The organism is Rhizobium oryzihabitans (assembly GCF_010669145.1).
Taxonomy (GTDB): Bacteria; Pseudomonadota; Alphaproteobacteria; order Rhizobiales; family Rhizobiaceae; genus Agrobacterium; species Agrobacterium oryzihabitans.
This window is the reverse complement of the sequence record NZ_CP048632.1, coordinates 49,705-63,447: the sequence shown is the minus strand read 5'-3', so window position 1 is coordinate 63,447 and position 13,743 is coordinate 49,705. Positions and strand designations below refer to the sequence as shown.

Genomic DNA, 13,743 nt, shown 5'->3' with positions numbered 1-13,743 from the left:
TCTTTGTCTCTCAATGTTATTGACGCTTTACCACGCGGAGAACCTCGCGCAGCGCCGGAATTTGTTTGAACCCGAATTACTTCGGACGCTTCGCACCGTACTTGGAGCGGCGCTGCTTGCGGTTCTTGACGCCCTGGGTATCGAGAACACCGCGGATGATGTGGTAACGCACGCCCGGCAAGTCCTTTACGCGGCCGCCGCGGATCATGACCACGGAGTGTTCCTGAAGGTTGTGACCTTCGCCCGGAATGTAGCCGATGACTTCGAAGCCGTTGGTGAGGCGGATCTTGGCAACCTTACGCAGAGCCGAGTTCGGCTTCTTCGGGGTCGTCGTGTAAACGCGGGTGCAAACACCACGCTTCTGCGGGTTTTCCTGAAGAGCAGGAACCTTGTTGCGCTTTACCTGTGCCTGGCGGGGCTTGCGGATCAGCTGGTTTACGGTAGGCATATAACCATCCCTTGCAAAAACTACTTTAGCCACCCTCACGGGTGGCGGCTATGCCGTTTCCGGCGACGAAGCACGCATATATCCTCATGCGCAAAACGTGGCCCGATCCGGTTTCACGGATGGACCACCAAGAGCAGAGGACGCCGGATGAGGCGTCTTGCGTGCAACATTCGTGTCTTCTACGTGCAATGGAGTCTCGGTTGAGATGATGTTCAGGAAAAACCTATCCCGAACGGCCAGCATCCACAGAGGCTCCGATGGCGGGCGTACTACTGTTTTAGCCAGCTTTCGTCAAGGGCGAATCCGCATTTTGCGCCGGCTCCCGCGGCCACAAAGCCCGCGCGCACGCCATTTCCCGCTTCTTCTAACATAAGTCATCGCCGGCAACAGCGATTTTGACCTCCGGCCTTTGGCTTTTCACAAAATCCGTCTATTGATTCCCTCAAGCGGGTCAAAGACTTCACCCGCCGCGCGCAAGACCGATTCCGGCCAACCCGCGCACTCGCAACGACACATCAAGGAACCGCGTCATGAGCACCCTCCCCGACAACGACAACGGACGCGACGAGCCGATGGTCTTCATCGTCATCGGCAAGGCTTACGAGAACGACAATTCCGAGGGCATCGACATCCACGTCATCCTGCGCGCGCCGGATGACGACACCGCCGTGCGTGAAACGCTGAACGCGCTTTCCGAGGAAGGTTTCATCGAAGCCGACCTCGACCAGATCGGCATGCTGACCGAAGTCCCGGATGAAGAGCCCCATGCTTCTGCCTACCAGGGCGCACTGGAAGGCGAAGTCGCCATCATCCGCTTCGCCTGAGGCCCGCCAGATGACGGTCAGACGCATCGTCGCCAATATCGCGACACCCGACCTTGCGAGGGCGGGTGTCTTTTATCGCGATATTCTCGGCATGACCGTCGCGATGGATCATGGCTGGATCGTGACCTATGCAAGTCCGCTCGAATCCTTGGCGCAGATCAGCTTTGCCAGTGAAGGCGGCTCCGGCACGGCCGTTCCGGACCTCTCCATCGAAGTCGACAATTTCGACGAGGTTCATGCCAGAATACTGAAGGCGGGACTGCCGATTGAATATGGCCCCATAACGGAGCCATGGGGTGTCCTTCGCCTGTTTGTGCGCGATCCATTCGGAAAGCTGATCAATATATTAAGTCACTCATAGATTATATACTTTTAGTACAATAGTATTATTCGACACATCTATTGAACAACACGAAAATATCAGCTTAAAGTGGTCCCGGCGCAGCATTTCGGTGGCGGGTTGAATAATATATCGTCGGCAGACATTCTTGATGACATTTACGAGGCAGCGCTTTTCCCGGACCGTTGGGCGAAGGTCATCGCCGTAATTGGACAGCGACTCGATTTCTGGGGCGGCGCCCTCACCTGGGGCAAGGGCGAGGAGGAAGCATGGCTCTTCACGCCGAATTTTCAGGAGCTGATGCAGGCCTTCATGGAAGGCGGCTGGAATCATCGCAACGACCGCCTCACCCGTGCAATCCGTGAGGGGCAATTTTCCTTCGTGCATGATTTCGATGTCTTCACCCATGATGAATGGGCCGGTTTACCGATCGTGCGCGACTTTCTCATGCCGCGCGGGCTGGGATATGGGGTGGCGACGCAGGTCGCGCCGCCCGACCACCCGGAAATGACGGTGATTTTTGAGCGCAAGCTCGACAGCGGCGTCATCGGGCCGGAAACCATGGCCGCACTCGGCCAGCTAAGGCCGCATATCGCCCGCAGCCTCACCCTCGCAACAGGTTTGCAGCGCCAGAAAGCCGACGCCATGACGCTCGGCCTCAACGCCATCGGCGCTCCGGCGGCAGTACTTCAGGCGAGCGGCCGCGTTCTTTCCGCCAACACCCTGTTCCAGACGATCCAGAAATGCATTTCCACCCGGGCCCGCGACAGGATTGTGATCTCCGACGAAAGAGTGAACCGGCTGCTCTACAAGGCGCTCGCCGGACACAGCGTCGGCTCCTTCCCGCTGCCGACGGAAGACAGAACCTGCATCCTTCACGTCATACCGCTTCGCAAGGATGCGCTTGACCTGTCGCCGAACGGTTCCGCCATCGTGCTGATATCGCAACCCACGGATACGGTTGCTGACGCGACGCCCCTCCTGAAGAGCCTCTACGATCTCACCAAGGGCGAGGCCCGCGTGGCACTGGAAATCATGAAGGGACTTTCGCTTCCTTCCGTGGCGAAGCAATTGAAGATCTCCCATGAGACCGTCCGCAGTAACGCCAAGTCTATCTATGCCAAGACTGGGAGCACGGGCCAGACCGATCTCGTTCGCCGGCTTTCCGTCTTGACGCGCTACACCATCGGCGGTGAGGCCTGAAAACACGCGCTCGCTGACAGGCGGACAGATCTGACGCTCCACCCAGCCCAAAAACAAAAAAACGCCCGGATTACTCCGGGCGTCTTCGTTACCGAACTTCGGCGGGGCTTCGTAAAGCCCCTGCCCTGACCTTATTCCGCAGCCGGAACCTGGTCCGTCATGTCCTGCAGCATCTGGTTCGCGGAACCGGCGCCCGTACCCTTGCGGCGTTCCTCGAGGATGAGGTCGTCGCGCGAGGTGGCGATGCGGCGGATCTGCGTCATGGTGCCGCCAGTACCGGCAGGGATGAGGCGGCCGACGATGACGTTTTCCTTGAGGCCCTGCAGCGTGTCCGTCTTGCCGGCGATCGCAGCTTCCGTGAGAACCTTGGTGGTTTCCTGGAACGATGCGGCCGAGATGAAGGACGGCGTCTGCAGCGAAGCCTTGGTGATGCCGAGCAGAACCGGCTCGCCATAGGCAGGCTTCTTACCTTCTTCGATCAGGCGGTCGTTGTTGTCGTCAAGCTCGATGCGATCGACGTTGTCACCAACGATGTACTGGCTGTCGCCAGCATCGGTGATTTCAACCTTCTGCAGCATCTGGCGAACGATCACCTCGATGTGCTTGTCGTTGATCACAACGCCCTGCAGACGGTAGACTTCCTGGATTTCGTTCACGAGGTAGGAAGCCAGAGCCTCCACGCCCTTGATCGCCAGAATGTCGTGCGGCGCCGGGTTGCCGTCGAGAATGTATTCGCCCTTCTCGATGTAGTCGCCTTCCTGAAGATGGAAGGGCTTGCCCTTCGGGATCAGGTATTCGACCGGCTCGACACCGTCTTCCGCAGGCTCGATCATCACGCGACGCTTGTTCTTGTAGTCGCGACCGAGGCGGATCGTACCATCGATCTCGGCGATGATGGCGTGATCCTTCGGACGACGGGCTTCGAACAGTTCGGCAACGCGCGGCAGACCACCGGTGATGTCCTTCGTCTTGGCGCTTTCCAGCGGCGAACGTGCAAGCACGTCACCCTGGGAGACCTTGGAACCCGGCTCGACCGACAGGATGGCATCCACAGACAGATGGAAGCGGGCTTCGCCACCACGGCTAAGCTTCGCCACAGCGCCGGAAGCATCCTTGATGATGATCGCGGGCTTCAAGTCCGAACCGCGCGGCGTCGAACGCCAGTCAATGACCTGACGCTTGGTGATGCCGGTGGATTCGTCGGTGGCTTCCAGAACGGAGAGACCGTCGACGAGGTCTTCGAAGTGAACGGTACCTTCCACTTCCGTCATCATCGGACGGGTGTAGGGGTCCCACTCTGCAAGACGCTGGCCACGCTTCACCTTGTCGCCATCATCCACGAAGATTTTCGAACCGTAAGCGACACGCTGCGAGGAACGTTCCGCGCCGCGCTCATCAAGGATCGTAACGGACATGTTACGGCCCATGGCGATGAGAACGCCTTCGGAGTTCCGCAGGATGTTGCGGTTCTTGATCTGGATCGTGCCTTCATACGACGCTTCGAGGAACGACTGGTCGACCACGTTCGCCGTACCACCAAGGTGGAACGTACGCATGGTGAGCTGCGTGCCCGGTTCACCGATCGACTGTGCGGCGATGACGCCAACGGCTTCGCCCATGTTGACAGGCGTACCGCGCGCAAGGTCACGACCGTAGCAGACGCCGCAGACACCGATCTGCACTTCGCAGGTCAGAGCAGAGCGGATGCGAACGGACTGGATGCCCGCCTTTTCGATGGCGGCCACATCGGCCTCATCGATAAGCGTGCCGGCCTTGACGATGTTCTCGCCGGAAACCGGATGATCGATGTCATCAAGAGCCGTACGGCCGAGGATACGTGCGCCCAGCGAGGCAACGACCTGACCGGCATCGACGATGGCGGTCATGGTGAGGCCCTTGTCGGTGCCGCAATCCACGGAGTTGACGATGCAATCCTGCGCGACGTCGACGAGACGACGGGTAAGGTAACCCGAGTTCGCCGTCTTCAGAGCGGTGTCTGCAAGACCCTTACGGGCACCGTGGGTCGAGTTGAAGTACTCGTTAACGGTCAGGCCTTCCTTGAAGTTCGAGATGATCGGCGTCTCGATGATTTCACCCGACGGCTTCGCCATCAGGCCGCGCATGCCGCCCAGCTGACGCATCTGGTTCGGAGAACCACGGGCGCCCGAGTGGGACATCATGTAGATGGAGTTCATCGGCTTCTGGCGGCCCGTTTCCGGATCGAACTCGACAGCCTTAATGCGTGCCATCATTTCTTCGGCGACCTTTTCGGTAGCCTTGCCCCAGGCGTCGACAACCTTGTTGTACTTTTCGCCCTGGGTGATGAGACCATCATTGTACTGCTGTTCGTATTCCTTCACCAAGGCTTCGGTGTCACCGACGATCTTCACCTTGCTGTCCGGAATGACCATGTCGTCCTTGCCGAACGAAATGCCGGCGCGGCAGGCATGGGCAAAGCCGAGCTGCATGATGCGGTCGCAGAAGATGACCGTGTCTTTCTGGCCGCAGTGACGGTAGACCGTGTCGATCATCTTGGAGATGTTCTTCTTGGTCATTTCCTGGTTGCAGACGTCGAAAGGCACGTTGACGTTCTTCGGCAGAAGTTCGCCAATCAGCATACGGCCAGGGGTCGTTTCATGGATCTTGGAAACCGGCTTGCCATCGGCATCCACGGTCTTGAAGCGACCGCGAATCTTGGCATGCAGCGTCACGACCTTGTTTTCAAGCGCGTGATGCAGTTCGCCGATATCCGAGAAGGCCATGCCTTCGCCCGGCTCGTTCTGGTTCATGATCGACAGGTAATACAGGCCGAGAACCATATCCTGCGAAGGAACGATGATCGGGTGGCCGTTTGCCGGATGCAGAATGTTGTTGGTCGACATCATCAGCACGCGCGCTTCCAGCTGGGCTTCCAGCGAGAGCGGAACGTGAACAGCCATCTGGTCACCGTCAAAGTCGGCGTTGAAGGCCGTGCAGACGAGCGGATGCAGCTGGATGGCCTTGCCTTCGACCAGCATGGGTTCGAAAGCCTGGATACCCAGACGGTGCAGCGTCGGCGCGCGGTTCAAGAGAACCGGATGCTCGCGGATGACCTCGTCGAGGATATCCCAGACTTCCGGCTTTTCCTTTTCAACCAGCTTCTTGGCCTGCTTGACGGTCGAGGAATAACCCTTGGCGTCGAGGCGGGCGTAGATGAACGGCTTGAACAGTTCGAGCGCCATCTTCTTCGGCAGGCCGCACTGGTGCAGCTTCAGTTCCGGACCGGTCACGATGACCGAACGACCGGAATAGTCGACGCGCTTGCCAAGAAGGTTCTGGCGGAAGCGGCCCTGCTTGCCCTTGAGCATGTCGGAGAGCGACTTCAGCGGACGCTTGTTGGCACCCGTGATGACGCGGCCGCGACGACCGTTGTCGAACAGCGCATCGACGGATTCCTGCAACATACGCTTTTCGTTGCGGATGATGATGCCAGGCGCACGAAGCTCGATCAGACGCTTCAGACGGTTGTTACGGTTGATGACGCGACGATAGAGATCGTTAAGGTCAGACGTCGCAAAACGGCCGCCATCGAGCGGAACCAGCGGACGCAGGTCCGGCGGAATGACCGGAACGACCTTCATGATCATCCATTCCGGACGGTTGCCGGACTCCATGAAGTTCTCGACGATCTTCAGGCGCTTCATCAGCTTCTTCTGCTTGAGATCAGACGTGGTCTCAGCAAGTTCGGCACGCAGGTCGCCAGCGATCTTTTCGAGGTTCATCGAAGCCAGCATCTCGTAGATGGCTTCAGCGCCGATCATGGCGGTGAACTGGTCTTCGCCGAATTCGTCAACGGCAATCATGTACTCTTCTTCGGACAGAAGCTGGTTCTGCTTCAGCGAAGTGAGGCCGGGTTCGGTGACGATGTAGTTCTCGAAATAGAGAACGCGCTCGACATCCTTCAGCGTCATGTCGAGCAGGGTCGAGATACGCGAGGGAAGCGACTTCAGGAACCAGATATGGGCAACCGGCGCTGCGAGCTCGATATGGCCCATGCGCTCACGGCGAACGCGCGACAGCGTGACTTCGACGCCGCACTTTTCGCAGATGATGCCCTTGTACTTCATGCGCTTGTACTTGCCGCACAAGCACTCATAGTCCTTGATCGGTCCGAAGATGCGCGCGCAGAAGAGACCGTCGCGTTCCGGCTTGAACGTACGGTAGTTGATGGTTTCCGGCTTCTTGATCTCGCCGTAGGACCACGACAGGATTTTTTCCGGCGAAGCGATCGAAATCCGGATGGAATCGAAATGCTGCGCAGGCACCTGAGGATTGAAAAGATTCATGACCTCTTGGTTCATGCCTTGTCTCCTTGAGAGGCTAGCTGCTGCCCCTGTTTGCATCTGGACCGGCTTCTTCCCGGGTCACCGTCCAGAGCTTTAAATACGGATTTAACCGCACAATGCGGCGAAAGTGTCCCACACCGACCTGGCCGATGCGGGAGCCGGCAGGCGCCCAAAAGGCGCCCGCCTCTCTCATTTTTATTCCGCCGCGTCGGGCAGCTGGTCTTCGGGCTGGTTCTCGATCTTCGAGTTCTCCAGTTCGACCGAAAGACCGAGCGACCGCATTTCCTTGACGAGAACGTTGAAGCTCTCGGGGATACCGGCCTCGAAGGTGTCGTCGCCACGGACGATCGCTTCGTAGACCTTGGTGCGGCCCGCCACGTCATCCGACTTGACGGTGAGCATTTCCTGCAGCGTGTAAGCCGCGCCGTATGCTTCCAGAGCCCAGACTTCCATTTCCCCGAAGCGCTGTCCGCCGAACTGCGCCTTGCCGCCCAGCGGCTGCTGGGTAACGAGCGAGTAAGGACCGATCGAGCGAGCGTGGATCTTGTCGTCGACAAGGTGGTTCAGCTTGATCATGTACATGTAGCCGACGGTGACCTTGCGGTCGAACGGCTCACCGGTACGACCGTCATAAAGAACGGACTGACCGGATTCATGCAGACCTGCCTTCTTCAGCATCGCGGCAACGTCAGGCTCATGCGCACCGTCGAAGACCGGGGTCGCGATGGAAACACCGCGCTTGGCTTCTTCGGCAAGCTTGACCAGCGATTCGTCATCGAAGCGCTGCACCTCGTCATGCGATTCACTCGCATAGATTTCGGTGAGTTCGGTGCGAAGCTCGCTGATGTCCATCGTCTTGCGATACTCTTCGAGCATCTCGCCGATCTTCTTGCCCATGCCTGCGCATGCCCATGCGAGGTGGGTTTCGAGGATCTGGCCCACGTTCATGCGCGAAGGCACGCCGAGCGGGTTCAAGCAGATGTCGACATGCGTGCCGTCTTCGAGGAACGGCATGTCCTCGACCGGAACGATACGCGAGACGACGCCCTTGTTACCGTGACGGCCGGCCATCTTGTCGCCCGGCTGGATCTTGCGCTTAACAGCAACGAAGACCTTGACCATCTTCATGACGCCCGGAGGCATTTCGTCGCCGCGCTGGACCTTTTCGACCTTGTCCATGAAGCGCTGTTCAAGGCGCGACTTGGATTCGTCGTACTGGCCGCGAAGCGCTTCCAGTTCAGACTGGGCCTTTTCGTCCTCGACTGCGAACATCCACCACTGCGAGCGGGGATATTCGGAGACGACGGCGTTGGAAAGCTCGACGCCCTTCTTGAAGCCCTTCGGACCGGCGATGGACACGTGACCACGCAGCATGTCGATCAGGCGGCCGTAGACGTTACGGTCAAGAATTGCCTGTTCGTCGTCGCGGTCCTTTGCCAGACGCTCGATCTCTTCGCGCTCGATAGCCATCGCGCGCTCGTCCTTCTCCACACCGTGACGGTTGAAGACGCGGACTTCCACGACCGTACCGAACGTGCCCGGAGGCATGCGCATGGAGGTGTCGCGAACGTCGGACGCCTTTTCACCGAAGATGGCGCGCAGAAGCTTTTCTTCCGGCGTCATCGGGCTTTCGCCCTTCGGCGTGATCTTGCCGACGAGGATGTCGCCCGGCTGAACTTCCGCACCGATGTAAACGATACCGGCTTCGTCGAGGTTCTTCAGCGCTTCTTCCGAAACGTTCGGAATGTCGCGCGTGATTTCTTCCGGACCAAGCTTCGTGTCGCGTGCCATCACTTCGAATTCTTCGATGTGGATGGAGGTGAACACGTCGTCGGAAACGATACGCTCCGACATCAGGATCGAGTCTTCGTAGTTGTAGCCGTTCCAGGGCATGAACGCGACGAGCGCGTTGCGGCCGAGTGCCAGGTCGCCGAGGTCGGTCGACGGACCGTCCGCGATGATGTCACCCTTGGAGATCAGATCGCCGACGGCGACCAGCGGACGCTGGTTGACGCAGGTGTTCTGGTTCGAACGCTGGAACTTCTGCAGACGGTAGATATCGACGCCCGACTTGCCGGCATCGAGGTCTTCCGTAGCGCGGATAACGATACGGGTCGCATCCACCTGGTCGACAACACCGCCGCGGCGAGCTGCGATGGCAGCGCCGGAGTCACGGGCAACGATCGGTTCCATGCCGGTGCCGACGAACGGCGCTTCCGCCCGCAGAAGCGGAACGGCCTGACGCTGCATGTTCGAGCCCATGAGAGCGCGGTTGGCGTCGTCGTTTTCCAGGAACGGAATGAGAGCCGCTGCGACCGAAACGAGCTGCTTCGGCGAAACGTCCATCAGGTTGATGTTGTCGCGCGGTGCGAGCATGACTTCGCCCGAGTGACGGCAAACAACGAACTCTTCAGTGAAGGCGCCTTCGCCATCGAGTTCGGCATTGGCCTGTGCGACGTAGTACTTGGCCTCTTCCATGGCGGAGAGGTAGATCACGTCCGTCGTCACCTTGCCGTCAATGATCTTGCGGTACGGGCTTTCAATGAAGCCGTACTTGTTGACGCGGGCAAAGGTGGCAAGCGAGTTGATCAGACCGATGTTCGGGCCTTCCGGCGTTTCGATCGGGCAAATACGGCCATAGTGGGTCGGGTGAACGTCGCGGACTTCGAAGCCGGCGCGCTCACGGGTCAGACCACCCGGTCCTAGAGCCGAAAGACGGCGCTTGTGAGTGATTTCCGAAAGCGGGTTCACCTGGTCCATGAACTGCGACAGCTGCGAGGAACCGAAGAATTCACGAACGGCGGCTGCTGCCGGCTTCGCGTTGATCAGGTCCTGCGGCATTACGGTGTCGATTTCGATCGAGGACATACGTTCCTTGATCGCACGTTCCATGCGCAGAAGGCCGAGGCGGTACTGGTTTTCCATCAGCTCGCCGACCGAACGAACACGGCGGTTGCCGAGGTTGTCGATGTCGTCGATTTCGCCCTTGCCGTCACGCAGTTCGACCAGCATCTTGACGACAGCGAGGATGTCCTCCTTGCGCAGCGTGCGCACGGTGTCTTCCGCGTCGAGGTCGAGACGCATGTTCATCTTCACGCGGCCAACGGCCGAGAGATCGTAACGTTCGGCATCGAAGAACAGCGAGTTGAACATCGCTTCCGCGGAATCCATGGTCGGCGGTTCACCCGGACGCATGACGCGGTAGATGTCGAACAGCGCTTCCTGACGGTTCTGGTTCTTGTCGGCAGAGAGCGTATTACGGATGTAGGCGCCAACATTGACGTGGTCGATGTTGAGGACCGGAATCTCGTCGAAGCCGGACTGGAGAATGAGACCAAGCGTCTTCTCGTCGATTTCGTCGCCGGCTTCGAGATAGATCTCGCCCGTCGAGTAGTTGACGATGTCTTCGGCAAGGAAGTTGCCATAGAGGTCTTCGTCAGTCGCCTTGAGTGCCTTCAGGCCCTTGTCCACGAGCTGGCGGATAAGGCGCGGGGTCAGCTTCTTGCCACCTTCGACAACGACTTCGCCGGTGTCGGCGTCGATCATGTCGGTGATGACCTTGGCATTCTTCAGTGCGTCAGGCTGGAACGGAATACGCCAGCCGTCACCGGAGCGCTCGTAGGTAGCCTTGGTATAGAAGGTCGACAGGATTTCTTCGCCATCCATGCCGAGCGCCATCAGGAGCGAGGTCACGGGCAGCTTGCGGCGACGGTCGATACGCGCATAGACGATGTCCTTGGCGTCGAACTCGATGTCGAGCCAGGAACCGCGGTAAGGAATGACGCGGGCGGCGAAGAGCAGCTTGCCGGAAGAATGGCTCTTGCCCTTGTCATGATCGAAGAACACGCCCGGCGAACGGTGCATCTGCGAAACGATGACGCGCTCAGTACCGTTGACGATAAACGTGCCGTTATTGGTCATGAGCGGCATGTCGCCCATGTAGACGGACTGTTCCTTGATGTCCTTGATGGACTTCGCGCCTGTATCCTCGTCGATATCGAACACGATGAGGCGCAGCGTCACTTTCAGCGGCGCAGCATAGGTCAGATCGCGCTGACGGCATTCCTCGACGTCGAATTTCGGCGCTTCGAATTCGTAGGATACGAATTCGAGCATGGATGCGCCCGAGAAATCGGTGATCGGGAATACGGATTTGAATACGGCATTCAATCCCTCGTCGGGACGGCCACCCTTGGGCTCGTCAACCATGAGAAACTGGTCATACGAAGCCTTCTGAACCTCGATGAGGTTCGGCATTTCCGCTACTTCTGGAATTTTGCCGAAAAACTTGCGTACGCGCCTACGACCGTTAAACGAAAGGGTCTGAGCCATCGTCGCTCCTTTAAAATTGCATCCGGGCCTGCAACGGACGGGAACCGATGGCCAGTCGATCCCGTCAAGCAATGGGTATCATCAATCTCGTTCCACATCCCGGATCGATCAGGCCGGATTGCCTAGATGAGCCGGTTCGGAACCATTCTCTTGAAGAACCCATTACCCAAAAGCCATTTTCAAGCGGCTTTTGGGTAATAAGTTTTAAAAACGATAACGACGGAAAGGGGCCTGAAGCCCCTTCCCGCCAGCAATCGCAAGATTACTTAACGTCAACCTTGGCGCCTGCGTCCTCAAGCTTCTTCTTGAGGTCGGCAGCTTCAGCCTTGGAAACGGCTTCCTTGACCGGCTTCGGAGCGCCTTCAACGAGGTCCTTTGCTTCCTTCAGGCCGAGGCCCGTGATAGCGCGAACTTCCTTGATGACGTTGATCTTGTTGGCGCCAGCGTCAACGAGGATCACGTCGAATTCGGTCTTTTCTTCTTCAACAGCAGCAGCAACGCCAGCGCCGCCAGCAGCAGCAACTGCTACCGGAGCAGCAGCGGAAACGCCCCACTTTTCTTCGAGAAGCTTCGACAGTTCTGCAGCTTCCAGAACGGTCAGGGTGGAGAGGTCTTCTACGATCTTTGCGAGATCAGCCATTTTTCAGTTCCTTTAATTCGGTTCGAACCGGTTTGAATATTTACAGCGAAAAACCGCCTTAAGCGGCTTCGTCCTTCTTGGCGTAAGCCGAGAACACCCGAGCCAGCTGGCTTGCAGGTGCGGCGACAACCGTAGCGACGCGAGTTGCCGGGGCATTGAGAAGGCCCAGCAGCTTTGCGCGCAGCTCGTCCAGCGAAGGCAGGGTCGCAAGCGACTTGACTGCTTCGGCGTTGAGCGTGGTTGCACCCATGGCGCCACCGAGAACAACGACCTTGTCGTTGGTCTTGGCGAAATCCATGACGACTTTCGGAGCGATCATCGGGTCGACGCTGTATGCAATCAGCGTCTGGCCCTTGAAGAGATCTGTCATCCCTTCCGACTCCGTGCCCTGAAGAGCGATCTTGGCCAGGCGGTTCTTCGCGACCTTGACGGTGCCTCCGGCAGCGCGCATTTTCGAACGGAAGTCGTTCATTTGCGCAACGGTGACACCAGCATAGTGGGCCACGACAACCGAACCGGAAGCCTTGAAGACTTCGTTCAGCTCCGTGACGAATTCGCGTTTTTCCGCTCTTTCCACTGTCTGTCTCCAGTAGACGGGGCCACATAAGTGTGAACCCGTCGGGTTTGCCTTTGCCCCAAGGGACCTTTTTACAAAGATCCCGAGCGACGCTCGAGGATCCTGTCCCCCGCTCTGTCGCCGCAAACGGCTTCAGGCACAGGCACACCAGGTTCGAACCGGACAGTCAGGCATCGAAAGATGCCTCAAATCCAGCCTCACCCGTCTCATGCAGGTTGAATGATTAAGGCCAAATCCCGAAAGACGTGGCCACCTGCAATCTCGGACAGGAGTTCCGGGTTTCCCCGGAAATCTCCGGCTCCCTGAGAGCCGGAAATTCTTTTAGTCACGCTCCCCGAAGGAAACGCGAGAATTGATTAAGCCGTAACCGACGAAGGGTCGATCTTGACGCCCGGACCCATGGTCGAGGAAATCGCGACGCGCTTGACATAGTTGCCCTTGGCGCCGGTCGGCTTTGCCTTGATGACGGCATCGGCGAAAGCCTTGATGTTTTCCTCAAGAGCCTTGGCGTCGAACGAAGCCTTGCCAACGCCAGCGTGTACGATACCCGCCTTTTCGACGCGGAATTCGACAGCGCCGCCCTTGGACGCCTTGACGGCGCCGGCAACATCCATCGTCACCGTACCGACCTTCGGGTTCGGCATCATGCCACGCGGGCCGAGTACCTTGCCGAGACGGCCGACGAGCGGCATCATGTCCGGGGTCGCGATGCAACGATCGAAGTCGATCTTGCCGCCCTGAACGATTTCAACCAGTTCTTCTGCACCAACAACGTCAGCGCCAGCAGCCGTGGCTTCATCAGCCTTGGCACCTCGGGCGAAAACGGCGACGCGAACGTCACGGCCAGTGCCGTTCGGCAGGTTGACAACGCCACGAACCATCTGGTCCGCATGGCGCGGGTCAACGCCGAGGTTCATCGAAACTTCAACGGTTTCGTCGAACTTGGCGACAGCACGTTCCTTGACCATCGAAATGGCGTCGGTGAGAACGTAAAGCTTGTTGGGATCCACACCTTCGCGGATCTTCTGAATGCGCTTTGCTACCTTGGCCATGA

Annotated in this window: 9 protein-coding genes; 3 read left to right on the top strand and 6 right to left on the bottom strand. The window is 58.5% G+C overall.

What is annotated here, in order from left to right; translation table 11 throughout:
- Positions 1 to 76 precede the first annotated feature (76 nt).
- On the bottom strand, positions 77 to 448 hold the full coding sequence (gene rpsL / locus G3A56_RS00360; RefSeq protein WP_003507760.1) for a 30S ribosomal protein S12: 372 nt from the start codon (positions 446 to 448) through the stop codon (positions 77 to 79).
- Positions 449 to 978: 530 nt separating this feature from the next.
- On the opposite strand from rpsL, the gene G3A56_RS00355 reads away from it, so the two are divergent.
- The 3 genes from G3A56_RS00355 to G3A56_RS00345 all read left to right on the top strand — a co-directional run bounded on the left by G3A56_RS00355 (position 979) and on the right by G3A56_RS00345 (position 2,815).
- Positions 979 to 1,272, top strand: a complete 294-nt coding sequence (locus G3A56_RS00355; RefSeq protein ID WP_035224059.1) for a hypothetical protein — start codon at positions 979 to 981, stop codon at positions 1,270 to 1,272.
- A 10-nt stretch (positions 1,273 to 1,282) separates the two neighbouring features.
- The gene (locus G3A56_RS00350; RefSeq protein ID WP_082182564.1) at positions 1,283 to 1,633 is read left to right on the top strand and encodes a VOC family protein; all 351 of its coding nucleotides are present in this window, start codon (positions 1,283 to 1,285) and stop codon (positions 1,631 to 1,633) included.
- Positions 1,634 to 1,732: 99 nt separating this feature from the next.
- On the top strand, positions 1,733 to 2,815 hold the full coding sequence (locus G3A56_RS00345; RefSeq protein WP_082184465.1) for a helix-turn-helix transcriptional regulator: 1,083 nt from the start codon (positions 1,733 to 1,735) through the stop codon (positions 2,813 to 2,815).
- Positions 2,816 to 2,946: 131 nt separating this feature from the next.
- Here G3A56_RS00345 and rpoC read toward each other — a convergent pair whose 3' ends face one another.
- From rpoC to rplA, 5 genes are all read right to left on the bottom strand, one after another.
- Positions 2,947 to 7,155 carry a DNA-directed RNA polymerase subunit beta' gene (gene rpoC, locus G3A56_RS00340; protein ID WP_082182565.1) on the bottom strand — a complete coding sequence of 1,403 codons (4,209 nt, stop codon included), beginning with the start codon at positions 7,153 to 7,155 and terminating at the stop codon, positions 2,947 to 2,949.
- Between the two features lie 180 nt (positions 7,156 to 7,335).
- Complete coding sequence (gene rpoB / locus G3A56_RS00335; protein WP_082182566.1) at positions 7,336 to 11,472, bottom strand: DNA-directed RNA polymerase subunit beta; 4,137 nt, start codon at positions 11,470 to 11,472, stop codon at positions 7,336 to 7,338.
- Positions 11,473 to 11,734: 262 nt separating this feature from the next.
- A complete protein-coding gene (gene rplL, locus G3A56_RS00330; protein WP_035224052.1) occupies positions 11,735 to 12,112 on the bottom strand; it encodes a 50S ribosomal protein L7/L12 in 378 nt (125 codons plus the stop codon).
- A gap of 58 nt (positions 12,113 to 12,170) precedes the next feature.
- Positions 12,171 to 12,689 carry a 50S ribosomal protein L10 gene (gene rplJ, locus G3A56_RS00325; protein WP_003523725.1) on the bottom strand — a complete coding sequence of 173 codons (519 nt, stop codon included), beginning with the start codon at positions 12,687 to 12,689 and terminating at the stop codon, positions 12,171 to 12,173.
- 356 nt (positions 12,690 to 13,045) lie between these two features.
- Positions 13,046 to 13,741 (bottom strand): 50S ribosomal protein L1, encoded by a 696-nt coding sequence (gene rplA, locus G3A56_RS00320; protein ID WP_003523724.1) that lies wholly within the window; start codon positions 13,739 to 13,741, stop codon positions 13,046 to 13,048.
- Between the last annotated feature and the right edge of the window lie 2 nt (positions 13,742 to 13,743).

Excerpts from the sequence above, each read along its gene's own strand:
- rplA (WP_003523724.1), bottom strand. The coding sequence starts at position 13,741 with ATGGCCAAGGTAGCAAAGCGCATTCAGAAGATCCGCGAAGGTGTGGAT.
- rpoC (WP_082182565.1), bottom strand. The coding sequence starts at position 7,155 with ATGAACCAAGAGGTCATGAATCTTTTCAATCCTCAGGTGCCTGCGCAG.
- rplL (WP_035224052.1), bottom strand. The coding sequence starts at position 12,112 with ATGGCTGATCTCGCAAAGATCGTAGAAGACCTCTCCACCCTGACCGTT.
- rpoB (WP_082182566.1), bottom strand. The coding sequence starts at position 11,472 with ATGGCTCAGACCCTTTCGTTTAACGGTCGTAGGCGCGTACGCAAGTTT.
- rpsL (WP_003507760.1), bottom strand. The coding sequence starts at position 448 with ATGCCTACCGTAAACCAGCTGATCCGCAAGCCCCGCCAGGCACAGGTA.
- G3A56_RS00355 (WP_035224059.1), top strand. The coding sequence starts at position 979 with ATGAGCACCCTCCCCGACAACGACAACGGACGCGACGAGCCGATGGTC.
- G3A56_RS00350 (WP_082182564.1), top strand. The coding sequence starts at position 1,283 with ATGACGGTCAGACGCATCGTCGCCAATATCGCGACACCCGACCTTGCG.